Source organism: Streptomyces mayonensis (assembly GCF_018982965.1).
Lineage (GTDB): Bacteria > Actinomycetota > Actinomycetes > Streptomycetales > Streptomycetaceae > Streptomyces > Streptomyces mayonensis.
In genome coordinates, this window is record NZ_JACBYP010000037.1 from 1 (window position 1) to 23,397 (window position 23,397).

Annotated in this window: 19 protein-coding genes; 5 read left to right on the top strand and 14 right to left on the bottom strand. The window is 72.6% G+C overall.

Annotated elements, in window-relative coordinates:
* Positions 1 to 109 precede the first annotated feature (109 nt).
* On the bottom strand, positions 110 to 1,747 hold the full coding sequence (locus HZS56_RS16425; protein WP_216721437.1) for a PucR family transcriptional regulator: 1,638 nt from the start codon (positions 1,745 to 1,747) through the stop codon (positions 110 to 112).
* A gap of 155 nt (positions 1,748 to 1,902) precedes the next feature.
* On the bottom strand, positions 1,903 to 4,380 hold the full coding sequence (locus tag HZS56_RS16430) for a type IV secretory system conjugative DNA transfer family protein (protein ID WP_216721438.1): 2,478 nt from the start codon (positions 4,378 to 4,380) through the stop codon (positions 1,903 to 1,905).
* A 421-nt stretch (positions 4,381 to 4,801) separates the two neighbouring features.
* Here HZS56_RS16430 and gabT point away from each other — a divergent pair, with 421 nt between their 5' ends.
* Positions 4,802 to 6,136, top strand: coding sequence for a 4-aminobutyrate--2-oxoglutarate transaminase (gene gabT / locus HZS56_RS16435; protein ID WP_216721439.1), 1,335 nt, complete (start codon positions 4,802 to 4,804; stop codon positions 6,134 to 6,136).
* A gap of 490 nt (positions 6,137 to 6,626) precedes the next feature.
* Positions 6,627 to 7,328 carry a phosphatase PAP2 family protein gene (locus HZS56_RS16440; protein ID WP_216721440.1) on the top strand — a complete coding sequence of 234 codons (702 nt, stop codon included), beginning with the start codon at positions 6,627 to 6,629 and terminating at the stop codon, positions 7,326 to 7,328.
* Here HZS56_RS16440 and HZS56_RS16445 read toward each other — a convergent pair.
* The 8 genes from HZS56_RS16445 to HZS56_RS16480 form a co-directional block, all read right to left on the bottom strand.
* A complete protein-coding gene (locus HZS56_RS16445) occupies positions 7,267 to 9,087 on the bottom strand; it encodes a chitinase (protein WP_216721441.1) in 1,821 nt (606 codons plus the stop codon). The two genes, HZS56_RS16440 and HZS56_RS16445, sit on opposite strands and share 62 nt — an antisense overlap.
* 96 nt (positions 9,088 to 9,183) lie before the next feature.
* Complete coding sequence (locus HZS56_RS16450; RefSeq protein ID WP_216721442.1) at positions 9,184 to 9,642, bottom strand: hypothetical protein; 459 nt, start codon at positions 9,640 to 9,642, stop codon at positions 9,184 to 9,186.
* 131 nt (positions 9,643 to 9,773) lie between these two features.
* Complete coding sequence (locus HZS56_RS16455; RefSeq protein WP_216721443.1) at positions 9,774 to 11,201, bottom strand: NAD(P)/FAD-dependent oxidoreductase; 1,428 nt, start codon at positions 11,199 to 11,201, stop codon at positions 9,774 to 9,776.
* A gap of 110 nt (positions 11,202 to 11,311) precedes the next feature.
* Complete coding sequence (locus tag HZS56_RS16460; RefSeq protein ID WP_216721444.1) at positions 11,312 to 12,124, bottom strand: ABC transporter permease; 813 nt, start codon at positions 12,122 to 12,124, stop codon at positions 11,312 to 11,314.
* Positions 12,125 to 13,054 (bottom strand): ABC transporter permease, encoded by a 930-nt coding sequence (locus HZS56_RS16465; protein ID WP_216721445.1) that lies wholly within the window; start codon positions 13,052 to 13,054, stop codon positions 12,125 to 12,127. It abuts the gene before it with no gap.
* A complete protein-coding gene (locus HZS56_RS16470; protein WP_216721446.1) occupies positions 13,054 to 14,247 on the bottom strand; it encodes an ABC transporter ATP-binding protein in 1,194 nt (397 codons plus the stop codon). Before HZS56_RS16470 ends, HZS56_RS16465 begins: the two co-directional genes overlap by 1 nt.
* Positions 14,248 to 14,252: 5 nt before the next feature.
* Entirely contained in the window at positions 14,253 to 15,500 is a 1,248-nt protein-coding gene (locus HZS56_RS16475) for a polyamine ABC transporter substrate-binding protein (protein WP_216721447.1), read from the bottom strand.
* A gap of 64 nt (positions 15,501 to 15,564) precedes the next feature.
* Entirely contained in the window at positions 15,565 to 17,103 is a 1,539-nt protein-coding gene (locus HZS56_RS16480) for a gamma-aminobutyraldehyde dehydrogenase (RefSeq protein WP_216721448.1), read from the bottom strand.
* 176 nt (positions 17,104 to 17,279) lie between these two features.
* On the opposite strand from HZS56_RS16480, the gene ybiA reads away from it, so the two are divergent.
* On the top strand, positions 17,280 to 17,978 hold the full coding sequence (gene ybiA / locus HZS56_RS16485; RefSeq protein WP_374201175.1) for a riboflavin biosynthesis intermediates N-glycosidase: 699 nt from the start codon (positions 17,280 to 17,282) through the stop codon (positions 17,976 to 17,978).
* Positions 17,979 to 18,033: 55 nt separating this feature from the next.
* On the opposite strand, the gene HZS56_RS16490 is transcribed toward ybiA, so the two are convergent.
* Both HZS56_RS16490 and HZS56_RS16495 read right to left on the bottom strand, forming a co-directional pair.
* Entirely contained in the window at positions 18,034 to 18,480 is a 447-nt protein-coding gene (locus HZS56_RS16490; protein WP_216721450.1) for a DUF4190 domain-containing protein, read from the bottom strand.
* A gap of 58 nt (positions 18,481 to 18,538) precedes the next feature.
* Entirely contained in the window at positions 18,539 to 19,219 is a 681-nt protein-coding gene (locus HZS56_RS16495; RefSeq protein WP_216721451.1) for a DUF4190 domain-containing protein, read from the bottom strand.
* A 201-nt stretch (positions 19,220 to 19,420) separates the two neighbouring features.
* Here HZS56_RS16495 and HZS56_RS16500 point away from each other — a divergent pair, with 201 nt between their 5' ends.
* Complete coding sequence (locus HZS56_RS16500; RefSeq protein ID WP_216721452.1) at positions 19,421 to 20,482, top strand: adenosine deaminase; 1,062 nt, start codon at positions 19,421 to 19,423, stop codon at positions 20,480 to 20,482.
* A gap of 11 nt (positions 20,483 to 20,493) precedes the next feature.
* Positions 20,494 to 21,201, top strand: a complete 708-nt coding sequence (locus tag HZS56_RS16505) for a glycerophosphodiester phosphodiesterase (RefSeq protein ID WP_216721453.1) — start codon at positions 20,494 to 20,496, stop codon at positions 21,199 to 21,201.
* Positions 21,202 to 21,417: 216 nt separating this feature from the next.
* Here the strand turns inward: HZS56_RS16505 and HZS56_RS39080 are convergent, their stop codons facing one another.
* Both HZS56_RS39080 and HZS56_RS16515 read right to left on the bottom strand, forming a co-directional pair.
* A complete protein-coding gene (locus tag HZS56_RS39080) occupies positions 21,418 to 21,558 on the bottom strand; it encodes a hypothetical protein (protein ID WP_374201176.1) in 141 nt (46 codons plus the stop codon).
* Between the two features lie 326 nt (positions 21,559 to 21,884).
* A complete protein-coding gene (locus HZS56_RS16515) occupies positions 21,885 to 23,324 on the bottom strand; it encodes a gamma-aminobutyraldehyde dehydrogenase (protein ID WP_216721454.1) in 1,440 nt (479 codons plus the stop codon).
* Positions 23,325 to 23,397 lie beyond the last annotated feature (73 nt).

Here is a 23,397-nt window from a genome sequence, read left to right on the forward strand (position 1 = left end):
CCGCCCCGCTCCGTCCCGCCCCCGGGGGGGCTGTGCCCCGGATCCCGCTCCCGGCCCGGACGGCCTCGTCCTCAGACGCCGGACGGGCCGGCAGGCGGGTGGGGGCGCCTTACTCGGACGTCGTCGCCTTCAGGGCCAGCCACAGTTCCATGCGTACGTCCGGGTCGTCCAGGGAGCGGCCGAGGATCTCCTCCACGCGGCGCATCCGGTAGCGCAGGGTGTGGCGGTGGACGCCCAGGTCGGCCGCCGCGGCGTCCCACTGGCCGTGGCGGGAGAGCCAGGCGCGCAGGGAGGCCACCAGGTCGCCGCGGCCGGTGGCGTCGTGGTCGTGCAGGGCGCGCAGCAGGCCGTCGGCGAAGGCGCGCACGGCGTCGTCGGCCAGCAGGGGAAGGACCGACCCCGCCGCCAGGTGCTCGTGCTCCACGCAGACGCGGCGGCGGCGCCGGGCCACCGACAGCGCCTGCTCGGCCTGCTTGTAGGCGCCGGACGCGGCGATGGGGCCCGACGGCGCCGACAGGCCGATGACCAGGCCCTCCTCGTCGCCGCCTGCCAGGGGGTCCGGAGCCGGGCGGCCGGCCTCCAGTGACGCGGCGTACTCCACGCAGGCGGTGACGGCCGCGCCGCCGTCGGTGGCCAGTATCACCAGGCGTTCGCCCTCGGGCACGACCAGCACCGACTCTCCGGAGCGGGCCGCCGCGGACTCCACGACCTCGGCGAGCGTGTCGAGCCGGTCGCCGCCCGGGTCCGCGGGGCGCGGCGTGGCGGCGGAGGGCCGGGACTTGGCCGGTGCCGGGTCCGCCAGGATGATCCGGAAGGGCGCGTCCAGCAGTCCGCCGTACAGGTCCCCGGCGACCGTGCGCGCGTGGTCGGGTTCGCCGGCCAGCAGCATGCGCAGCACGGCGGCGTCGATGCGCAGGCCGGCCTCGTGCAGGGAGTTGGAGCGCTCCGTGATGAGGGTGAGCAGGGCGATGGCGGAGTGGACGGCGTACCGCTCTGCGGTGCCGAGGGCGGCGGCGGTGCCGACGGCGAGCGCCGAGCGGGGCCTGCGGGACGTGCCCAGGGAGTGCAGTTCGACCCGGTCGCCGCTGCCGGGCTGGTCCGGGTTCTCGGTTCCGCCGACCACGGAGGAGGCCGGTGCGGGGCGTTCGCGCAGCCGCTGTACGTCGGCCGTGAGGCGCGCGGCCCTGCGGCCCGCCCATCCCGGTGCGGTGGCCACCAGGGCGCCCGAGGCGTCGTACAGGGCCGCCCAGCCGTCGACCTGCCCGGCGAGGGCCGCGAGGAGGCCTTCGGGGCCGTCGGTCAGGGCACGCCAGGTCAGCTCGCGCTGGGCGGCGAAGCCCGCGGTGACGGAGCGGTACTGGTCGGCGGCGATCGCGGCGGAGACGGCCTTGCTGATGGCCAGGAAGGGGGTGCGGCGCGGTACCTCCAGGAGCGGCAGCCCCTCCTGGCGGGCCGCCGCGACCAGCGCCTCGGGGATGTCGTCGTAGTTGACGCCGACGGCGAAGCCCAGGCCGACGACTCCGGCGCCCACCAGCCGTTTCACGTACCGGCGCATCGCCGTGGCGTCCTCGGCGTCCAGCTTGAGGGCGGTGATCAGCAGGAGTTCCCCGCCCTCCATGTAGGGGACGGGGTCGGCGAGTTCGCTGACGTGCGCCCAGCGCACCGGCACGTCGAGGCGGTCCTCGCCCGCGCGCACGGTCAGTTTGAGCGCCGAGTGGTGGACGAGCGAGGCGAGCGTGGGAGGCATGGGGCCTGGGCCTTCGGGTCTGCGTCAGGTGTGCGGGGCGGGGGGCGGTCCGTACGCGGCCGGTGTGGAGTCCCTGTGGTCATTTGGCCGACCTGTATGAACGACCTGTGTCGATTCTGCCTCACCGTACGGGTCCGTGGTGCCCGGCCCGGGGCTCACCCCCGCAGGTCCACCAGCAGCGGCGGTGCGTGTTCGCCCTCGACGCTGGTCAGCGACAGCACCGCGTGCCCCGCCGGTACGGAGTTCGCCAGTTCCGACGCCGACCAGCGTTCCCGCTCGACCTGTTTCACGGTCACCGCGTCGGTCGTCACGGCCTTGCCCGTCACCAGCTTGCGCACCGCGTGGATGAACCGGGTCATCGGCTGGTCGGCGAAGACCGTGTGCTTGGCGACCTCCGTCAGCTCCACCCAGCCGGTCCCCCACGTCTGTGCGAATCGGCTGCCGTCCCAGGTGGAGACGCCGCTGAACGCCATCCGGCAGCCCACGGCGCCGTAGAGGGGTCCGTGCAGGGCCTCGGGGACGTCGCCGATGGTGCGCAGGGCGAGCAGTACTCCCGCGTTCTGTGACCGCAGCCGCTGGATGCGGCGCACGGACTCGGGGGTGACCGCGCCCGTCGCGTCGTCCAGGACCAGGCAGGCGAAGTGCGTGCGCCGGCTGTCCCGCACGACGGCGTGGAACTGCGCGAGGACCAGGCGGGTGAGCAGCCGGCAGGCCTCCTCGTGGCCGTGGTCCGGCAGATCGATCCGCACCCGGAGCGGGTGGTGGGCGACGGCCCGCAGGGAGAACGGCCGGCTTGCGGCACCGCCGCCGCCACCGCGACCGCCGCCGAAGAAGTCGGCGAACGCCGGCCGGTTCAGCAGCGCCAGCCGGTCGGCCAGGGCGCGGCCGGCGTCGCCCGGTGTGCCCGTCTGCCGGACGCGTGCCTCCAGTTCGCGGCGCATCACGTCGTTCCCGCTCGCGGCGAGGGCCTCGTTCAGCCGGGTCAGGGCGTGCTCCTCGCCCACCAGCAGTCCGTGCAGCTCCGGCAGGGAGGGGAAGCGGCCGTGCACGGCCCTGAACGGCCCGAGGAGCTGGGCCAGCGCGGTGCCGGCGCCCTGCACACCGGCCGGGTCGAGGTCCCCCACCAGGGCCTCGGCGAGGATCGCGGCCGCCTGGTCCGCGTCGTCGGACTCGGCGTACGGGTCGAGGTCGTGCACGGAGGACGGGTCGCCGACGCGCACGATGACGTCGAAGGCGCCGTCGTCGCAGAGCGGGCTCCCGGCGGCGGAGACGGCGACGACGGCACAGCTCCCGGCCAGCGCCTGGAGCGCGAGTGTTTCGGTCACCGGTTCGACGAGGGTACGGGTCTTGCCCGACCCGGAGGGGCCGACGGCGAGCAATGAGGTGCCGAGCACGTCCGGGCCGAGGGCCGCTCCGGCGTCGTGGTAGGGCAGCGGGGCGCGCTCGCCGGCCGCCCAGCGGCCGATCCGCACCTGCCCGGCCAGCAGGTCGTGGCGGCCGGACCGGCGCGGCAGGTCCCGCGCGCCGGAGGGGTGGGTCCAGGCCTCGCCGCCCCGCCGCAGGACGGTGTCGCGGAAGGCGTTCAGCGTGGCGTCCCGGCGGGCGGCGGTCAGGGCGTTCTCCACCCGGGCGCAGTCGACGTCGTTCATGCGGCCGCCGGCGACCTCGCCGGTGAGCCGGTCGGCGGCCTCGTACTGGCCGAGGTCGCGGAGCCCGGGCCACTGGGAGCGGGGTCGCACGGGCTCCTCCCCGCCGTCCGGAGCGACGGCTGCCCCGCGGGCGCCGAGCAGCGTGCGCGCGTACGGCAGCCAGTCGCCGAGGCGGGCGAACGGCCACACCACGAGCAGGGTGACGACCGCGTACAAGGTGTTGATGTACAGCTCGGACATCATGAGGTCGTAGCCGTCGGAGACCAGCACGGTGAGCGACAGCAGCGCGGTGACGACCGGTACCGCGGACCACGGGACGACCGGAAAGGCGTCGGGGAAGACGAAGCTGAGGGCGATGAGGGCGAGCAGGGCCGCGACCAGGGCGCGGGCGGGCTGGGGCCGCTGGACCACGTAGTGCCGGACGATGGCGGGCCAGCTGCCGAGCCAGGCCACCAGGAGCAGGAGGACGACGAAGGCGAAGCCCTGGTAGATCTCCAGGGCTTCCGCACCGGGCAGCGGCACGTTCCGTCCCTCGAGCCTCCTGGGTTGCGCCAGTGAGCCGCCCCACCACCAGTCGTTCGGCGTCACCAGGCGCAGAAGGGCGAACTGGAGCTTGGAGACCCCTTGCTGCCACAGCGCCCACGCCAGCATCGCCAGGACCACGGGGACCAGCATGCCCACGACCGTCACCGGAGCGATCCTCTCCGGCTCCTCCTTGGGCGGCTGGTGACGGAACCGGAAGATCCCGGTCCGGGCGGCCGGGCGCGGCGCGTCCAGCCAGTCGGTGACGGCGGACGCGGGCCCGTGCTGCGGTGCGGGCCCGGGCGGCTGCGGGGGTGCCGCGGGCGCCGCGGGTGTGCCCGGCGCCCCGGCCGGGCGCGGCGGCACCGGGGGTGCCTCCTTCGGCATCTCGGGAGGCACCGCCGGACGCGGCACCGGATTCGCATGCGTGCCCCGTGCGTCCCGGTTCCCGTCGCTGTCCATCGCCCTTGCCCCCTGACCAGCCGCTCCGTCCACCATCAGCGAGCCAATCTAACGCCCCCGCAGGGGGAGTTCACCGCTTACGCGGCCGGGCCCTCGCGCCCGTGTCCGGATGTCGCCGCACCCGTCACATGTCCACGGCGGACAACCGGCATCCCGCACAACGCCCACATGGAGCATGCCCACCCCGCGCGGCCGGTCCTAGCCTGCGAGAAAAGAAGGCAGGCGTGCACCGGAAACCGCAGGTCCCGAGCACCCTCCGGGTACTCACGGCCTGTTCCGGCACGTCCCGCGGGGCCCGTTCCCGTACGTCCCGCAGGCACCGCAGCACCGTCCCGCAGAACCACAGAACCCAGAACCACAAAACCCCAGCAGCCCAGAACCCCAGAACCCCAGAACCGCCGCAGAACTCAGGAGCCGCCCCATGACCGCACTTCCGCAGGAGCGCCGCGTCGTCACCGCCATTCCCGGCCCCAAGTCGCAGGAGCTGCAGGCCCGCCGTACGGCCGCGGTCGCGCGGGGTGTGGGGTCCACGCTGCCCGTCTTCGTCACGCGGGCCGGCGGGGGCGTCGTCGAGGACGTGGACGGCAACAGCCTGATCGACTTCGGTTCCGGTATCGCGGTGACCTCCGTCGGCGCGTCCGCCGAGGCCGTCGTCCGCAGGGCCTCGGCCCAGCTCGCCGACTTCACCCACACCTGTTTCATGGTGACGCCGTACGAGGGCTACGTCGAGGTCTGCGAGGCGCTGGCCGAGCTGACGCCGGGCGACCACGCCAAGAAGTCGGCGCTGTTCAACAGCGGCGCCGAGGCCGTCGAGAACGCCGTCAAGATCGCGCGCGCCCACACCGGGCGGCAGGCCGTGGTCGTCTTCGACCACGGGTACCACGGCCGGACCAACCTCACGATGGCGCTGACCGCGAAGAACATGCCGTACAAGCACGGCTTCGGGCCGTTCGCGCCCGAGGTGTACCGCGTGCCGGTCGCCTACGGCTACCGCTGGCCGACCGGTCCCGAGAACGCCGGTCCGGAGGCCGCCGCCCAGGCGATCGACCAGATCACCAAGCAGGTCGGCGCGGAGAACGTCGCGGCGATCGTCATCGAGCCGGTGCTCGGCGAGGGCGGCTTCATCGAGCCGGCCAAGGGCTTCCTGCCCGCGCTCCGCCAGTACGCCGCGGACCACGGCATCGTCTTCGTCGCCGACGAGATCCAGTCCGGTTTCTGCCGTACCGGCCAGTGGTTCGCCTGCGAGGACGAGGGCATCGTCCCGGACCTGATCACGACCGCGAAGGGCATCGCGGGCGGACTGCCGCTGGCCGCCGTCACCGGCCGCGCCGAGATCATGGACGCCGCCCACGCCGGCGGTCTCGGCGGCACCTACGGCGGCAACCCGGTGGCGTGCGCGGGTGCGCTCGGCGCCATCGAGACGATGAAGGAGCTGGACCTGGCCGCCCGGGCCCGGCACATCGAGTCGGTCATGAAGTCCCGTCTCGCCGCCATGGCCGAGAAGTTCGAGGTGATCGGCGACGTCCGGGGCCGCGGCGCGATGATCGCGGTGGAGCTGGTCAAGGACCGGGGCACCAAGGAGCCGGCGCCCGAGGCGACCGCCGCGCTCGCCCAGGCCTGCCACCGGGCGGGCCTGCTGGTCCTGACCTGCGGCACCTACGGCAACGTGCTGCGTTTCCTCCCCCCGCTGGTGATCGGCGAGGACCTGCTGAACGAGGGCCTCGACATCATCGAGCAGGCCCTCGCCGGTGTCTGACCCGCGGCGGGATCCGCCGGACCGGCCCCGGGCGGCAGAGCGTGTGAAGAAGGTGTGCGGGGTGCATGGCAGGACGCCGATGACCCTGTCCTGGGCGCACCGCCTGTCGTAGGTTCTACCGCAGATGAGAGATACACCCGCCCACAGGGGACTGTGGGCGGATCATCAGGCCGCGGCATCCCCAGCTTCGACCTGGTTCGTGCCTCGCGCACACCACCGGAGCCCGCGGGTTCCGGGTCTCCTCACCGATCGGACGGTCGCCCGCCCCAAACCCCCCGGGGCGCGCGGCGTTCCGGTCAGGACGCCGTCCCGGCACCCGGGCCGGCGGTTCACCGAAGGGCCGACACACTCCCCCCCTTGTGCCGGCCCTTCGGTGTTCACTCCCCCGGTTCTTCGCTGCGGCCGGTTCTCCCCTGCGGCGGTCTCCGCCCCGGCTCCTCGTGGCCGGGCGGCGGGACTGCGCACGGGCGGGCCTGCGAAGCTGGGCGTCATGCCGGCTTCCCCGATTCGCGCGCCCCTCGCCCTGCTGGGAGTGCCCGTCGTCCTCTTCGCCCTGGTCACCTGGCAGGTCGTCGCCGACGGGCCGCTGGTCCGGGTGGACGAGCGGCTGAGCCGGGCGCTCGTCCACCCGGACCGGTTCTCCGAGTTGCTGGCCGACCTGGGCAATGTGCAGGTGGCCACGCCCGTACTCCTCGTCGCGCTGGTGTACGCGGCATGGCACGGGCGGGCCTCGGGGGCGGCCCGCTGGTGGCTGCCGCCGCTCGCCGGTGCCGTGGCGATGGTGCTGGTGCCGGCGCTGGTGGTCCCGCTGAAGGAGTGGACGGACCGTCCCGGCACCCCGGCGGTGCCGCCCGCGGTCGGCTACTACCCCTCGGGCCACACCGCCACGGCGGTCGTCGCGTACGGCACGGCGACGCTGCTGCTGCTCGGGCGGCCGTGTGCGCCGGCCGTCCGCCGGGCGCTGGTCGTGCTCTGCGCCGTGCTGGTCCTCGGCACCTCCTACGGGCTGGTGCGGCGGGGCTACCACTGGCCCCTCGACGTGGTGGCGAGCTGGTGCCTGGGCGCGGTGCTGCTGGCCGGGGTCCGGTCGGTGGTGCGCCGGACCCCGTCCGGCGGTGCGGCCCCGGGCGTCAGCCGAAGTACGCGTCGAAGTTCTTCTGGAACTCCCAGTCCGAGAACCGGTCCCAGTTGATCGACCACGTCATCAGGCCGCGCAGGTCCGGCCAGGTGCCGTGGGTGGCGTACGAGCCGCAGTCGGTCTTCCTGGTCAGGCAGTTCAGGGTCTTGGTGACCTCGGCCGGTGAGACGTGGCCGTTGCCCGCGTTGACGGAGGCCGGCATGCCGATGGCGACCTGGTCGGGGCGCAGCGGCGGGAAGACGTTGTCCGCGTTTCCGGCGACCGGGAAGCCGGTGAGCAGCATGTCGGTCATGGCGATGTGGAAGTCGGCGCCGCCCATGGAGTGGTACTGGTCGTCCAGGCCCATGATCGGGCCGGAGTTGTAGTCCTGGACGTGCAGCAGGGTCAGGTCGTCGCGCAGGGCGTGGATGACGGGCAGGTATGCCCCCGCCCTCGGGTCCTGGCCGCCCCACTGGCCCGTGCCGTAGTACTGGTAGCCGAGCTGGACGAAGAAGGTCTCGGGCGCCATGGTCAGCGCGAACGCGTCGCCGTACTTGGCCTTGAGGGTCTTCACGGCCGAGATGAGGTTGACGACGACGGGGGTCTTCGGGTTCTTGAAGTCCGTGTCGTCGGCGTCCAGGGAGAGTGAGTGGCCCTCGAAGTCGATGTCGAGGCCGTCGAGGCCGTACTCGTCGATGATCGCGGAGACGGAGGAGACGAACGCGTCGCGGGCGGCGGCGGTCGTCAGCTGCACCTGGCCGTTCTGGCCGCCGATGGAGATGAGCACCTTCTTGCCGGCCGCCTGCTTGGCCTTGATCGCGGCCTTGAACTCGGCGTCGCTCTCCACGTTCGGACATTCGGCGACCGGACAGCGCTCGAAGCGGATGTCCCCGGAGGTGACCGAGGTGGGCTCGCCGAAGGCGAGGTCGATGACGTCCCAGCTGTCGGGCACGTCGGCCAGCCGGGTGTAGCCGGAGCCGTTGGCGAAACTGGCGTGGAGGTAGCCGACCAGCGCGTGGGCCGGGAGGTCGGCCTGGCCGCCGCCGTCGTCGTCCGGGCGCTGGGCGGTGGTCGCCGTGACGGTGGCCGAACGCGCCGACTCGCCGGCGTCGTTGACCGCGGCGACCTGGAAGGCGTACGCCGTCGCCGGGCTGAGGCCGGTGACGGTGGTGGAGGTGCCGGTGACCGTGCGGATCCGGGCGCCGTCGCGGTAGACGGCGTACCCCGTCGCGCCCGGCACCGCCGACCAGGACAGGGCGACGCTGGAGGACGTCGCGGTGCCGGCCGTGAGGCCGCCGGGGGCGGCCGGGGGCACTCCCGCCTCTCCGCCGGGGCCGGTCAGGGTGATGTCGTCGGCGTGGTAGGCGCCGGTGCCGTACCAGCCGTGGGTGTAGACGGTGACCTTGCTGGTCGACGGGCCGGTGCGGAAGGTCGTCGTCAGCTGCTGCCAGTCGGGGGCGGACTGGGTCCAGGCGGAGACGTCGGTGGTGCCGGTGCCGCTCGCGCCGAGGTGGACGTAGGCGCCGCGGACATACCCGGAGAGCGTGTACTGGGAGTCCGGCCGCACGGCGACCGTCTGCGCGCAGCGGGCGTTGTCGGCGCCGGCCGGGGTCGCTTCGAGGGCCGACGTGCCGCTGTGCACGGGTGAGGACACGATCGCGCCCGCGGTACAGGTCCAGCCGTCGAGGGCGGTCTCGAAGCCGCCGTTCTTCGCGAGGTCCGCGTCGGCCGCACGGGCGGCCGACGTGAGCGCGGTCAGACCGGACGCGGCGAGGGCCGCGGCCGTGAGCAGGGTGACGAGAGGGCGACGGGCGAGTGGTCTGGAGCGTTCCACAAGTGCCTCCGGACGTGGGGGAGATGAGGAGGGTGGAGCGCGCCCAACTTGGTCCAGACCAATTCCGTTGTCAACCCCTTCTGCGTCTCGCCCCCGCTATCCCTCGTTCCCCTCCACCGCGAGAGTCGCCGCCGCCTCGTGCATCGCCAGCTCCAGGAGCGAGGGGTCGGTGAGGGTGCCGGTCCCGTCCGGCGGGATCAGCCAGCGGGTGCCGCCGGACGACCGTCCGCCGGGATACGGCACCACGATCCAGGTGCCGAGTCCGGCCGTCCGGATGCCCGTGCCCACCCAGCGGGCCGCCGTGCCGGCCGGCACGAAGAAGCCCGTGCGGGCGTCGCCGAAGTCGGCGAGCACCGGGCCGGGCTGGTCCAGGACACGGGAGAGCACGTCGAGCGTCGGGCAGCCGAGCCTGCCCGGCAGGATGAGCACGTCCCAGGCCTTGCCGGCGGGCAGCAGCGCGACGCCCGAGGGGTCGCGCTCCCAGTCCCGGCGGCAGACCTCGGGATCCGGTGCGACGGATGCCAGCCACGCGAGAGCCGTCTTCGCACCAGGCATGTGGAACCTCCCTTTCACTCGTCGACGCGGGGTTGCGTCACGAGGGAGAGCGGGGTTCCCCGTCCGCATTACGCGGGTTGCCGCACTTCGTTGGGGTGAGCCGGGTCACAGGTCCGCGTGCGGCGCACGGCTCAGCTGTCGAAGCCGAGCCCGAGCCGGTCCAGCGTCCGCAGCCACAGGTTGCGCCGCCCTTCGTGCGCGTCGGCACGGGCCAGGGACCACTTGGTGAGCGCGATCCCGGTCCAGGCGAAGGGCTCGGGCGGGAACGGCAGCGGCTTCCTGCGCACCATCTCCAGCGCGGTGCACTCGGTGCGCTCCCCCGCCAGCAGGTCCAGCATCACCTCGGCGCCGAACCTGGTCGCGCCCACACCGAGGCCGGTGTACCCGGCGGCGTAGGCGACCCTGCCCCGGTGCGCGGTGCCGAAGAAGGCCGAGAAGCGCGAGCAGGTGTCGATCGCGCCGCCCCAGGCGTGGGTGAAACGGACGCCCTCCAGCTGCGGGAAGCAGGTGAAGAAGTGCCGGGCGAGCCGGGCGTGGGTCTCGGGCCGGTCGTCGTACTCGGCCCGCACCCGGCCGCCGTACGGGTAGACGGCGTCGTAGCCGCCCCACAGGATCCGGTCGTCGGCGGAGAGCCGGAAGTAGTGGAACTGGTTGGCGCTGTCCCCGAGGCCCTGGCGGTTCCGCCAGCCGATCGAGGCGAGCTGCGCGCCGGTGAGCGGCTCGGTCATCAGGGCGTAGTCGTAGACGGGAACGGTGTACGGGCGCACCCGCCGGACCAGGTTCGGGAAGACGTTGGTGCCGAGCGCGACGGTGCGGGCGCGGACACCGCCGTAGGGGGTGCGTACGGCCATGCCGGCCCCGTGCGGCCGGAGGGTCAGCGCGGGGGTGTGTTCGTGGACGCGGACGCCGAGGCCGAGACAGGCCCGCTTGAGGCCCCAGGCCAGCTTGGCCGGGTGGACCATCGCCACGCCCCGCCGGTCCCACAGTCCGGCCCGGAAGGTCGGCGAGTCGACCTGCTCCCGTACGGCGTCGGCGTCCAGGTACTCGACGCCCTCGCCGAGGCCCTCGGCGGCGATCTCCTCGTGCCAGTCCTTGAGTTGGCGTGCCTGGTAGGGCTCGGTGGCCACGTCGATCTCGCCGGTGCGCTCGAAGTCGCAGTCGAGGCCGTGGCGGGCCACCGCCGCCTCGATCGCGTCGAGGTTGCGGGCGCCCAGTTCCTCCAGCCGGTGGATCTCGCCGGGCCAGCGGGTGAGGCCGTTGGCCAGTCCGTGGGTGAGGGAGGCGGCGCAGAAGCCGCCGTTGCGGCCGGATGCGGCCCAGCCCACCTCGCGGCCCTCGACCAGCACCACGTCCAGGGCCGGGTCGCGTTCCTTGGCCGTCAGCGCCGTCCACAGTCCGCTGTAGCCGCCGCCCACCACGAGCAGGTCGCAGGTCTCGGTGCCGGTGAGGGCGGGTTCGGGGCGGGGGCGGCCGGGGTCGTCCAGCCAGTACGGGACGGGCTGGGCGTCGGAGAGGGATTTCGTCCAGCCGTTGCCGCGGCTCATGGCGCTGGGGGCCATGATGTCAACTCCCTACGGATATCAGTGGTGGCCCATTTGTCAGTGGTGACCCTTTGTCTGCGGTGGCCCTTTGTCAGTGGTGGTGTTTCTGCCAACGAATGGTGCGCCCTTCACGCCTTCCGGCGTGTGCGGCGGTTGCCGACGGCCATGGAGGCCAGCACGAACAGTACGGCGACGACGAACATGGCCGTACCGACGACATTGATCTGAACGGGCGTTCCGCGCTGCGCCGATCCCCAGACGAACATGGGGAACGTGACGGTCGAACCCGCGTTGAAATTGGTGATGATGAAATCGTCGAAGGACAGCGCGAAGGCGAGCAGCGCGCCGGCCGCGATGCCGGGGGCCGCGATGGGCAGCGTGACCCGGACGAAGGTCTGGAAGGGACCGGCGTACAGGTCCTGCGCCGCCTGTTCGAGGCGCGGGTCCATCGACATCACGCGCGCCTTGACGGCCGTCACGACGAAGCTGAGACAGAACATGATGTGGGCGATCAGGACGGTCCAGAAGCCGAGTCGGGCGCCCATGTTGAGGAACAGGGTGAGCAGCGAGGCGGCCATCACGACCTCGGGCATCGCCATCGGCAGGAAGATCAGCGAGTTGATCGCGCCCCGCGCGCGGAAGCGGTAGCGGACCAGGGCGAAGGCGATCGCGGTGCCGAGCGCGGTGGCGCCCAGCGTCGCCCACAGGGCGATCTGGAGGCTGAGCGAGAGCGAGCCGCACAGCCCGGCGACACCGCACGGGTCCTTCCAGGCGTCCGTGGAGAAACGCTGCCACTCGTAGTTGAAGCGCCCGTTCGGCTTGTTGAACGAGAACACCGTCACGACGACGTTGGGCAGCAGGAGGTACGCGAGGGTCAGCAGTCCGGCGATCACGACCAGGTGTCGTCTGAACCAGTTCAGGAGGGAGGTGACGAAGGCCATTTAAACCAGTTCCTCCGTCCCCGACCTGCGGATGTAGAGGGTGACCATGGCGAGGATCGCGGCCATGAGGAGGAACGAGAGCGCGGCCGCCGTCGGATAGTCCAGCACCCTGAGGAACTGGGACTGGATCACGTTCCCGATCATGCCGGTGTCGGCCGAGCCCAGCAGGGAGGCGTTGACGTAGTCGCCGGTCGCCGGGATGAAGGTCAGGAGCGTGCCGGAGACGACGCCCGGCATCGACAGCGGGAAGGTGACCTTGCGGAAGACCGTGGAGGGTTTGGCGTACAGGTCCCCCGCCGCCTCGTGCAGCCGTCCGTCGATGCGCTCCAGCGAGGTGTAGAGCGGCAGGATCATGAACGGCAGGAAGTTGTACGTCAGTCCGCAGACCACCGCGAGCGGTGTGGCCAGCACGCGGTCGCCGGAGGTCCAGCCGAGCCGGCCGGTGACGTCCAGGACGTGCAGGGTGCCGAGGGCGTCGACGACCGGGCCGCCGTCCGCGAGGATCGTCTTCCAGGCGAGGGTGCGGATCAGGAAGCTGGTGAAGAACGGCGCGATCACCAGGATCATGATCAGGTTCCGCCAGCGGCCCGCGCGGAAGGCGATCAGGTAGGCCAGCGGGTAGCCCAGCAGCAGGCACAGCACGGTCGCGGAGGCCGCGTAGGCGACCGAGCGCAGGAACTGCGGCCAGTACGCGGACAGCGCGTCCCAGTAGGTGGCGAAGTGCCAGGTGACCTCGTAGCCCTCCTCCAGCGAGCCCGTCTGCACGGAGGTGGAGGCCTGGTAGACCATGGGCGCCGCGAAGAAGACGACCAGCCACAGGATGCCCGGCAGCAGCAGCCAGTACGGCGTCCGGCGGCCGCGCCTGCGCGGGGGCGCCTTCTCGGGCGCGGCCGGGGCGGGCGGCGGTGGCGCCTCGGTGAGGGTGGCCATCAGGCGGCCCCGTCCCCGGCGGTTCCCGCCTCGCCCGTCGTCCCCGCGAGCACGGACTGGCCGGCGTCCAGTCCGAAGGTGTGCGCCGGGTCCCAGTGCAGGACGACGTCGGCGCCGGGCACCAGACGCGGGTCGCGGTCGATGTTCTGGGCGTACACCTCGAACTCGGGGCAGGCCGCGCAGTCGACCACGTACTGGGTGGAGACGCCGATGAAACTGGTGTTGCTGATGGTGCCGGTGATGCGGTTGCGGCCCTCGGGGACCGAGCCCGCGTCGTCCGCGTGGGTGAGGGTGATCTTCTCGGGGCGTATCCCGACCAGGACCCTGCCGCCCGCCTGGGCCGGCGCGGAACACCGGGCGCCGGGCAGCACCAGCTTGCCGCCGGCCGCCTTCACGACGACGTCGCCGCCGCCGCGGGTGTCGACCTCGGCCTCGACGAGGTTGGAGGTGCCCAGGAAGTTGGCGACGAAGGTGGTTCGCGGGTTCTCGTACAGGTCGGCGGGGGCGCCCAGTTGCTCGACACGGCCCGCGTTCATCACGGCGACCCGGTCGGCCATCGTCATGGCCTCCTCCTGGTCGTGGGTGACGTGCACGAAGGTGATGCCGACCTCGGTCTGGATGCGTTTGAGCTCCAGCTGCATCCGGCGGCGCAGCTTGAGGTCGAGGGCGCCGAGGGGCTCGTCGAGGAGCAGCACCTCGGGGTGGTTGATGAGCGCGCGGGCGACGGCGACGCGCTGCTGCTGGCCGCCGGAGAGCTGGTGCGGCTTCCTGCGGGCCTGCTCGCCGAGCTGGACCAGGTCGAGCATCTCGCCGACCTGCTTCTTCACGCTTCTGATGCCCCGCCGGCGCAGGCCGAAGGCGACGTTCTCGTAGATGTCGAGGTGCGGGAAGAGGGCGTACGACTGGAAGACGGTGTTGACCGGCCGTTTGTAGGGCGGCAGCGCGGTCACGTCGCGGTCGCCGAGGTGGACGGTGCCGCTGCTGGGCTCCTCGAGTCCGGCGATCATGCGCAGGGTCGTGGTCTTGCCGCAGCCGGAGGCGCCGAGCAGGGCGAAGAAGGATCCCCGCGCCACGGTCAGGTCGAGCGGGTGCACGGCCGTGAAGGAGCCGTAGGTCTTGCCGATGCCGGCGAGGCGGACGTCGCCGCCGCGGTCCGCCGCGTCCGGCCGGGTCTTCGTCGGGTTCGTCGTCATCGTCGTCACGCCCCAGTGAGCTTCGCGAACTTCTCTTCGTAGGCCGTCTCTTCCTTCGCGCTCAGGGACCGGAAGGAGTGCGACCCGGCCTGCATGGCCCGGTCAGGAATGATCAGCGGGTTGTTCGCCGCGTCCTCGTCGATCTTCGCCAGTTCGTCCTTCACGCCGTCCACGGGGCAGACGAAGTTGATGTAGGCGGCCAGTTCCGCGGCCGGGCCCGGCTCGTAGTAGTAGTCGATGAGCCGTTCGGCGTTCGTCTTGTGCCGGGCCTTGTTGGGGATCAGCAGGTTGTCGCTCGACGTGACATAGCCGCTGTCCGGGATGACGAAGTCGATGTCCGGGTTGTCCGCCTTCAGCTGGACGACGTCGCCGGCCCAGGCCAGGCAGGCCGCGAGGTCGCCCTTGCTGAGGTCGGAGGTGTAGTCGTTGCCGGTGAAGCGGCGTATCTGGCCGCGGTCGACGCCCTTCTGGAGCCGGTCGACGGCCGCGTCGTAGTCGTCGTCGGAGAAGCGGGCCGGGTCCTTGCCCATGTCGAGCAGCATCATGCCGACGGTGTCGCGCATCTCGGTGAGGAAACCGACCCGCCCCTTGAGCTTCGGGTCGTCGAGCAGGTCGGAGACGGAGGTGACCTCGATGCCGTCCAGGGCCTTCTTGTTGTAGGCGATGACGGCGGAGATGCCCTGCCAGGGGTAGGAGTAGGCGCGGCCCGGGTCCCAGTCGGGGCTGCGGAACTGGGGCGTCAGGTTGGCGAAGGCGTGCGGCAGGTTGGCCGGGTCCAGCTTCTGGACCCAGCCGAGGCGGATCAGGCGGGCGGCCAGCCAGTCGGTGACGACGACGATGTCCCGGCCGGTCTCCTGGCCCGCGGCGAGCTGCGGCTGGATCTTGCCGAAGAACTCGCTGTTGTCGTTGATGTCCTCGGTGTACGTGACCTTGACGCCGGTCCGCTCGGTGAACGCCTCCAGAGTGGGGTGGCGGCGGCCGCTGTCGTCGACGTCCATGTACTCGGTCCAGTTGGAGAAACGGACCTGCTTCTCCTCCTCGGAGCGGTCCTCGGCCGATACGCCGCCCTCGGTCCTGCCGGCCGCGGGGATGCCGCAGCCGGTGAGCGCGCCCAGGGCGCCGGCCGCGAGCGCGCCGCCCGCGGAGGCACGCAGCAGTGAGCGGCGGGTGGGGGCGGCTCTGCCGCACCCGAAGGAGCGCCGCACGGCGGCCGCTCGCGCCGGGGAGAGGGGTTCGGGCTCGTACTGCTCCATACGCGTGGTTGCCCTTCCGGGTGGGTCGGCCGTGCTCGGCGGCCCGGCGTGCCGGCTGTCGGTGCTACCGGTCCCCGAAGACGGTGCGGTGCCAGTCCTTGGCCGCCACCGCGGTGTTGTCGAACATGACGTGCTTGACCTGCGTGTACTCCTCGAAGGAGTAGGCGGACATGTCCTTGCCGAAGCCGGACGCGCGGTATCCGCCGTGCGGCATCTCGCTGATGATCGGGATGTGGTCGTTGATCCACACGCAGCCCGCCCGGATCTCGCGGGTGGCGCGGTTCGCCCGGTACACGTCCCGGCTCCAGGCGGAGGCGGCCAGCCCGTACGGCGTGTCGTTGGCCAGCCGGACGCCCTCGTCGTCGGTGTCGAAGGGCAGGACGACCAGGACGGGGCCGAAGATCTCGGACTGGACCACCTCGCTGTCCTGGGCGGCGTCGGCGATGAGGGTGGGCCGGTAGTAGGCGCCGCGCTCCAGCTCTCCCCCCGGTGCCTCGCCGCCGCACACCACGCGCGCGTGGGCGCGGGCCCGGTCGACGAACCCGGCGACGCGGTCCCGCTGCACGTGGCCGGCCAGGGGGCCGAGGTCGGTGCCGGGGGCGAAGGGGTCGCCGACGCGGACGGTGTCCATGAGGGCGGCGGTCCGCTCGACGAACGCCTCGTACAGCGGCCGTTGGACGTAGGCGCGGGTGGCGGCCGTGCAGTCCTGGCCGGTGTTGATGAGCGCGCCGGCGACCGCGCCGTGGACGGCGGCGTCGAGGTCGGCGTCGTCGAAGACGAGGAAGGGCGCCTTGCCGCCCAGTTCCAGGTGGAGGCGTTTGACGGTGGCGGTGGCGAGTTCGGCGACGCGCCTGCCGACGGCCGTGGAGCCGGTGAAGGAGGTCATGGCGACGCCGGGGTGGGCGACGAGGTGCTCGCCCGCCTCCCGTCCGGTGCCGCTGACGATGTTGACCACGCCGTCCGGGAGGCCGGCCGCGGTGGCGGCCTGCGCGAACATCAGGGAGGTGAGCGGGGTGATCTCGGCGGGCTTCAGCACGACGGTGTTGCCGGCCGCGACCGCCGGGAGGACCTTCCAGGCGGCCATCTGGAGGGGGTAGTTCCACGGCGCGATCGAGCCGACGACGCCGATCGGTTCGCGGCGGACGTAGGAGGTGTGGTCGCCGGAGTACTCCCCCGCCGACTGGCCCTGCAACTGCCGCGCGGCACCGGCGAAGAAGGCCGCGTTGTCGACGGTCCCCGGCACGTCGAACTCGCGGGTCAGCTTCAGCGGCTTGCCGCACTGCAGCGACTCCGCGCGGGCGAAGTCCTCGGCACGGTCGGCGAGCACGGCGGCGAAGCGGTGCAGGGCGTCGGACCGCTCGCCCGGGGTGGCGCCCGCCCAGCCCGGGAACGCCTCGCGCGCGGCGGCGACGGCGGCGTCGACGTCGTCGGGACCGGCCAGGTCGTAGGTCAGGACCTCCGCGCCGGTCGCCGGGTCCACGACGGTGTGGGTGCGTCCCGAGGTGCCCCTGGTCAGGCGGCCCGCGATGTACTGCGCCCCGGCCGCGAAGCGCTCCTGGGCCGGGAATCGGCGGTCCGGCGTGGCGTTGCCCGGGTTGTGCATGTCGGCTCTCCTCGGTCTCCCCTGCGGGGGCCGGCGTCACTCAGGCTCGATGTGAGTGACGATCCTGACAGAGCAGCAAGCCTCCAACAAGTGATTCCGTTGTTGCCATTTGGTTACGCGACGAAATCTGTCGACCAGGTGTCGAGTTGCCACGGAAAGGGCCGGACGGACTGTCAGTGGCGCGTGCCAGACTCGCGTGCATGGGGATCCCGCGCGGGGGCGACCGCGCGGGGGCGACCGCGCGGGGGCGACGACGGCTTCGAGGGGGGACGGAGGTGGAGAGTTCGTTGGAGGGTCCGGTGGAGGGCGTCGGCAGCAGGGAGGCGCTGATCGGGCGGGTCCGGGAGGGCTCGCGGATCAAGTACCTGTGCTTCTGGGGGCACCGGCCGCTCCCGGACGGGCGGATCGGGCCGGGCTGCCTGAGCCAGTGGTGGCCGTCGCCGTTCACGGTCGCCGGGGTGGAGTACGCGACGGCGGAGCACTGGATGATGGCCGGCAAGGCCCGGCTCTTCGGGGACACCGGGGCCGAGCGGCGGGTGCTGGCGGCGGGTCATCCTGCCGAGGCCAAGAAGGCCGGCCGGCTGGTGCGGGGGTTCGACGAGGCGGTGTGGGAGCGGGAGCGGCTGGGGATCGTGGTCGCCGGCAGCGTCCACAAGTTCGCCTCGGACCCTGCCCTGCGCCGGTTCCTGCTGGACACGGGCGGGAGAGTGCTGGTGGAGGCGAGCCCCGTGGACCGGGTGTGGGGCATCGGCCTCTCGGCGGACGACGAGCGGGCGAGGGACCCGGAGCGTTGGCGGGGGCCGAATCTGCTGGGGTTCGCGCTGATGGCCGCCCGGGAGCGGCTGCGCGCGGACGGCCCGGGGGACGGCGGTTGAGGGGCCGGCCGGTACCGGGCGGCCCCTTACCGCTCACCGGCCTGCCGGCACCGGCTCAGGCGAGGCTCATCAGGCTCGCGAAGGCGAGGAAGCCGAGCAGCGGCAGGATCACGGTGGCCGTGATGCCGAGCACGAGACCGGCGGTCGCCGAGCCCTTGTTGGTGGCCTCGCCCCGGCCGGCCTTTCCGCGGCCGACCGCGCCGAAGATGATCGCGAGGACGCCCAGGACGACACCGAAGAACCAGAGGAAGAGGGTCAGGCTGCACACGACGCCGATGATGCCGAGCACCAGCCCCGAGGTTCCCATGCCGTTGCTCGGCTGCATCGGCATGCCGTATCCGGGGCCCTGCGGATAACCCATCGGCGGGGCGGCCGGGTAGGAAGGTCCCTGGTTCGGATAGCCGTATCCGGGCGCGGACTGCGGGTAGGCGTAGCCTCCCGCGGGCGGCGGGCCCGGCTGCGGCGGCCCGTAGTCGGCGGGCCCCGGGTTGGAGTACGACATGAACTGCTCTCCCCTCGTTGGAGCTTGACATCGTAGGGGTGCCCCTGTGGGGAGGAGCTCAGATTTCCGCCGTCACGGAGACCGGCGCCGGGCGCGCGGCGCCGTAGTAGGGGTCGTCGTCCAGGTCCTCGTTGATCGCGGCGGTGATCCCTATGGCGATCAGGGTGATCACGACGACGCCGAGGATGATGCCGATGATGCCCATGACGAAGCCGGCCTGTGCCTGCCCGTGGTTGTTGGCGAGCCCCTGCTCCGCCTTGCGGCGCCCCTTGACGCCGAAGACCACGGCGAGGATGCCGAGCACCACGGAGACCACGCCGTAGAAGCAGAACAGGGCGCAGGCGAGGATGCCGAGCACCATGGAGGCGGTACCCATGCCGTTCTGCGGGGCCATCGGCATGCCGGGCCAGCCGTACCCCTGGCCGTAACCGGGGTAGCCGTACCCGGGTGGGGCGCCCGGCGGAACACCGGGGCCGCCGGGCGCGACCGGCGGGGGCGGTACGGCACCGTCGGGGCCGCCGCCGAACCCGGCGCTCGGCATCGATGTGACCGTGGCCTGGTCGTGCACGGTCGGCGGCTGCGGCCAGGGCGGCGTGTCACCGGCGGGCCGGGGCGGTTCCTGCGGCCGGGGCGGACCGGCGTCGCCCTCCTTGTGCAGCGACGGCCCGCTCTCGGGCGGCGCCCAGGGGTCGCGATCGGCGGCGGAGTCCTCGCCGCCCGGCCGTGCTGCGTCCGTCATGCCTTGCCCCCTGGGTCGTTCCTGCCCGTCATGCTACGGTCCCGGGCCGCCCGGCGTTCCACCGGCCTACGATGATCCCCAGGTCCTGTCGTCACATTCCGGGCAGACGGAAAGGCGACGACAGGGCCTACCCGGATCAGCCGATCACCCGCGCCCACCGCCGCCTCGCGCGGCCCGGGGCGCCGCCTTGGGGAGGAACCCATGACCGAGCACCTCGTCGACCCGGACGTCCCGCGCGACCTGCACGCCTTCATCGCCGGGCTGCCCAAGGCCGAGTTGCACGTCCACCACGTCGGCTCCGCCTCCCCGCGCATCGTGTCCGAACTGGCCGCGCGCCACCCCGACTCCAAGGTCCCCACCGACCCGGAGGCGCTGGTCGACTACTTCACGTTCACGGACTTCGCGCACTTCATCGACGTGTACCTGTCCGTCGTCGACCTGATCCGCACGCCCGAGGACGTCCGGCTGCTGACGTACGAGGTGGCCCGGGAGATGGCCCGGCAGCAGGTGCGGTACGCCGAGCTGACGATCACGCCCTTCTCGTCCACCCGCCGCGGCATCGACGAGGGCGCGTTCATGGAGGCGATCGAGGACGCCCGCAAGGCGGCGGAGGCCGAGTTCGGGACCGTACTGCGCTGGTGCTTCGACATCCCGGGCGAGGCCGGCCTGGAGTCCGCCGAGGAGACGACGCGGCTCGCCACCGACGACCGGCTGCGCCCGGAGGGCCTGGTCTCGTTCGGCCTGGGCGGGCCCGAGATCGGGGTGGCGCGCCCGCAGTTCGAGCCGTACTTCGACCGGGCGATCGCCGCGGGGCTGCACTCCGTGCCGCACGCCGGTGAGACCACGGGCCCGCAGACGGTGTGGGACGCGCTGACCCACCTGCGCGCCGAACGGATCGGCCACGGCACCAGCTCGGCGCAGGACCCGAAGCTGCTGGCCCACCTCGCCGAGCGGCGCATCCCGCTGGAGGTGTGCCCGACCTCGAACGTCGCCACCCGCGCGGTGCGCACCCTCGACGAGCACCCGATCGGGGAGTTCGTCCGCGCCGGTGTCCCGGTGACGATCGGCTCCGACGACCCGCCGATGTTCGGCACCGACCTGAACAACGAGTACGCGGTCGCCGCCCGTCTCCTCGCCCTCGACGAGCGCGGCCTCGCCGACCTCGCGAAGAACGGGGTGGAGGCCTCCTTCCTGGACGCGCCGGGCAAGGCCCGGATCGCCCAGGAGATCGACACGTACACCGCCGCCTGGCTCGCCTCCTGAGAGTTGGCCCCATGACCTCCACCTCCCCGCACGACGTGACCGCCGTGGCCCACCGCGGCGACCCCTACCGGCACCGTGAGAACACGATCGACTCGCTGTGCTCCGCCCTCGACCGCGGCGCGGACGCGGTGGAGACGGACGTACGCCTGACCCGCGACGGCGTGCCGGTGCTGCTGCACGACGAGACGCTGAAGCGGCTGTGGGAGCAGGACCGGCCGGTGCGCTCGCTGTCAGCCGAGGAGGTGCGGGGGCTGACGGCGGGCCGGGTGCCGACGCTCGCCGAGGCGCTGGCCGCGACCGCCGGCAGCCGGCTGCTGCTCGACCTGCCGGGCGGGCCGGACGAGCGGGCGGTGCGCCGCGTCGTGGACGTGGTCCGCGAGTGCGGGGCGGCGGACCGCGTCTACTACTGCGCGGGCGCGGCCACCATGCTCCACGTGCGCGCCGCCGACCCCGCCGCGGAGATCGCGCTGACCTGGACGACGGCGGCCCCGCCCTGGCCCGCGGTGCTGGCGGCGGTCCGGCCGAAGTGGCTCAACTACCGCTTCGGCCTGGTCGACCGGCCCCTGGCCGACCGCGTCCGCAGGGACGGGCTCCGCCTCTCCGTCTGGACCCCCGACACCCGCCGCACCATGCGCCGCCTGCTGGCCCTGGGCGTCGATTCGATCACGACCAACCGCGTGGAGGTGCTGACCGCCCTGAGGGGCGGCCGGGTGCGGTAGCCGGCGGGGCCGCACGCCCACGATGCCGTTCCACCGCGGTCGGTGGGCCGGTGGTTCATCAGGGCCGGGCCGGCCTTGCAGAAGAACGCGTCGTTGCCGTTGATCTCCTCGATGCAGTCGACGGAGATGCCCGTCTGCTCCTCGAACGCCTCGAGGGTGGGGCGGCGGTCGGGGTGCTCGTCGTCGGTGTCCATGGAGACAGGGCGGCAAGTCGGCTCAGGCGAGGCGTCGTTCGGTGGCGGGCCGGTCCCGCGCGGCGCGGTCGCCCGGTGCGACGTACGCGGCCGGGACGCCGCAGCCGGCCGGTGCGCCGGGCGGCCCGAGCGGGGCCGCGCCGCCCGGGCCGCGCAGCAGCACCCGGCGGGAGAGCGGAGGTGTCTTCGGGGGCAGGGGGCAGGAGCAGCGACAGGGCAGGGCAGGGCACGAGGATCCCGTCCCCTGCCCGCCGGGACAATCGAGGCTGTGCGTCGAGCGGGCCCGGCCGGGCCCGACACCCTGTCGAGCGCGGGGAGTTCACCGCGATCGACCCGCCGCACACGCGCCGAGCGCCGGGAGTTCACCACGACCGACCTGCCGCACACACCGAGCGCGGGAAGTTCACCACGACCGACCCGCCGCACACGCACCGCGGCCCCGGGCGAGACCGGGGAGGTCCCGTCCGGGGCCGCGCGCGGGGCGTCGGGTCAGGCGTCCAGCGACGTCATCACGTGCTTGATCCGCGTGTAGTCGTCGAAGCCGTACCCCGACAGGTCCTTGCCGTAGCCGGACTTCTTGAAGCCGCCGTGCGGCATCTCGGCGACCAGCGGGATGTGGGTGTTGATCCACACGCAGCCGAAGTCCAGCCTCCTGGACATCCGCATCGCGCGGCCGTGGTCCTTGGTCCACACCGAGGAGGCCAGCGCGTACTCGACGCCGTTGGCCCACTCGACGGCCTGGTCCTCGTCGCGGAAGGACTGGACGGTGATGACCGGGCCGAAGACCTCGTGCTGGATGATCTCGTCGTCCTGCTTGAGGCCGGAGACGACGGTCGGGGCGTAGAAGTAGCCCTTGTCGCCGACCCGGTGGCCACCCGCCTCGACCTTGGCGTGCGCGGGCAGCCGGTCGATGAACCCGGAGACCTGCTTCAGCTGGTCGGGGTTGTTGAGCGGGCCGTAGAGCACGTCCTCGTCGTCCGGCTGCCCGGTCTTGATCTCGGACGCGGCCTTCGCCAGCGCGCTGACGAACTCGTCGTGGACCGACTCGTGGACCAGGACGCGGGTGGCCGCCGTGCAGTCCTGGCCGGCGTTGAAGTAGCCCGCCTCCGAGATGCCCTCGACGGCCTTGGGGATGTCGGTGTCCTCGAAGACGACGACCGGCGCCTTGCCGCCCAGCTCCAGGTGGACGCGCTTGAGGTCCTTGGACGCGGACTCGGCGACCGACATGCCGGCCCGTACGGAGCCGGTGATGGAGGCCATCGCCGGGGTCGGGTGCTCGACCATCAGGCGGCCGGTGCCGCGGTCGCCGCAGACGACGTTGAAGACGCCCTTCGGCACGATCGAGCCGATGATGTCGGCCATCAGGGCCGTGGAGGCGGGGGTGGTGTCCGAGGGCTTGAGGACGACGGTGTTGCCGGCCGCGAGCGCCGGGGCGAACTTCCACACCGCCATCATCATCGGGTAGTTCCACGGCGCGACCTGCGCGCAGACGCCGATCGGCTCGCGGCGCACGAAGGAGGTCAGGCCCTCCATGTACTCGCCGGCGCCGCGCCCCTCCAGCATCCGGGCCGCGCCCGCGAAGAAGCGGATCTGGTCGACCATGGGCGGGATCTCCTCGGAGCGGGTGAGCCCGATCGGCTTGCCCGTGTTCTCCACCTCGGCCGCGATCAGTTCCTCGGCCCGCTCCTCGAACGCGTCCGCGATCTTCAGCAGGGCCTTCTGCCGCTCGGCCGGGACCAGGTCCCGCCAGGCGGGGAAGGCCGCCGCCGCGGCGGCCATGGCCGCGTCCACGTCCGCCTGCCCGGACAGGGGGGCGGTCGCGTAGGCCTCGCCCGTGGCGGGATTGACCACGTCCGTGGTCCGTCCGTCGGCGGCGTCCCGGAACTCACCGTCGATGTAGTTGCGCAGACGACGCAGTTCGGTGCTCACTGCCGGCCCTCCAAGTTCGGGTGTCCAGTAATTGAGACACCCACCCTAAACGGAGTTCCGACGTTTTCAACAC

Coding starts and splice junctions, on each gene's coding strand:
- HZS56_RS16425 (WP_216721437.1), bottom strand. CDS start 1,747: ATGCCTCCCACGCTCGCCTCGCTCGTCCACCACTCGGCGCTCAAACTG.
- HZS56_RS16430 (WP_216721438.1), bottom strand. CDS start 4,380: ATGGACAGCGACGGGAACCGGGACGCACGGGGCACGCATGCGAATCCG.
- gabT (WP_216721439.1), top strand. CDS start 4,802: ATGACCGCACTTCCGCAGGAGCGCCGCGTCGTCACCGCCATTCCCGGC.
- HZS56_RS16440 (WP_216721440.1), top strand. CDS start 6,627: ATGCCGGCTTCCCCGATTCGCGCGCCCCTCGCCCTGCTGGGAGTGCCC.
- HZS56_RS16450 (WP_216721442.1), bottom strand. CDS start 9,642: ATGCCTGGTGCGAAGACGGCTCTCGCGTGGCTGGCATCCGTCGCACCG.
- HZS56_RS16455 (WP_216721443.1), bottom strand. CDS start 11,201: ATGGCCCCCAGCGCCATGAGCCGCGGCAACGGCTGGACGAAATCCCTC.
- HZS56_RS16460 (WP_216721444.1), bottom strand. CDS start 12,124: ATGGCCTTCGTCACCTCCCTCCTGAACTGGTTCAGACGACACCTGGTC.
- HZS56_RS16465 (WP_216721445.1), bottom strand. CDS start 13,054: ATGGCCACCCTCACCGAGGCGCCACCGCCGCCCGCCCCGGCCGCGCCC.
- HZS56_RS16470 (WP_216721446.1), bottom strand. CDS start 14,247: ATGACGACGAACCCGACGAAGACCCGGCCGGACGCGGCGGACCGCGGC.
- HZS56_RS16475 (WP_216721447.1), bottom strand. CDS start 15,500: ATGGAGCAGTACGAGCCCGAACCCCTCTCCCCGGCGCGAGCGGCCGCC.
- HZS56_RS16480 (WP_216721448.1), bottom strand. CDS start 17,103: ATGCACAACCCGGGCAACGCCACGCCGGACCGCCGATTCCCGGCCCAG.
- HZS56_RS16490 (WP_216721450.1), bottom strand. CDS start 18,480: ATGTCGTACTCCAACCCGGGGCCCGCCGACTACGGGCCGCCGCAGCCG.
- HZS56_RS16495 (WP_216721451.1), bottom strand. CDS start 19,219: ATGACGGACGCAGCACGGCCGGGCGGCGAGGACTCCGCCGCCGATCGC.
- HZS56_RS16500 (WP_216721452.1), top strand. CDS start 19,421: ATGACCGAGCACCTCGTCGACCCGGACGTCCCGCGCGACCTGCACGCC.
- HZS56_RS16505 (WP_216721453.1), top strand. CDS start 20,494: ATGACCTCCACCTCCCCGCACGACGTGACCGCCGTGGCCCACCGCGGC.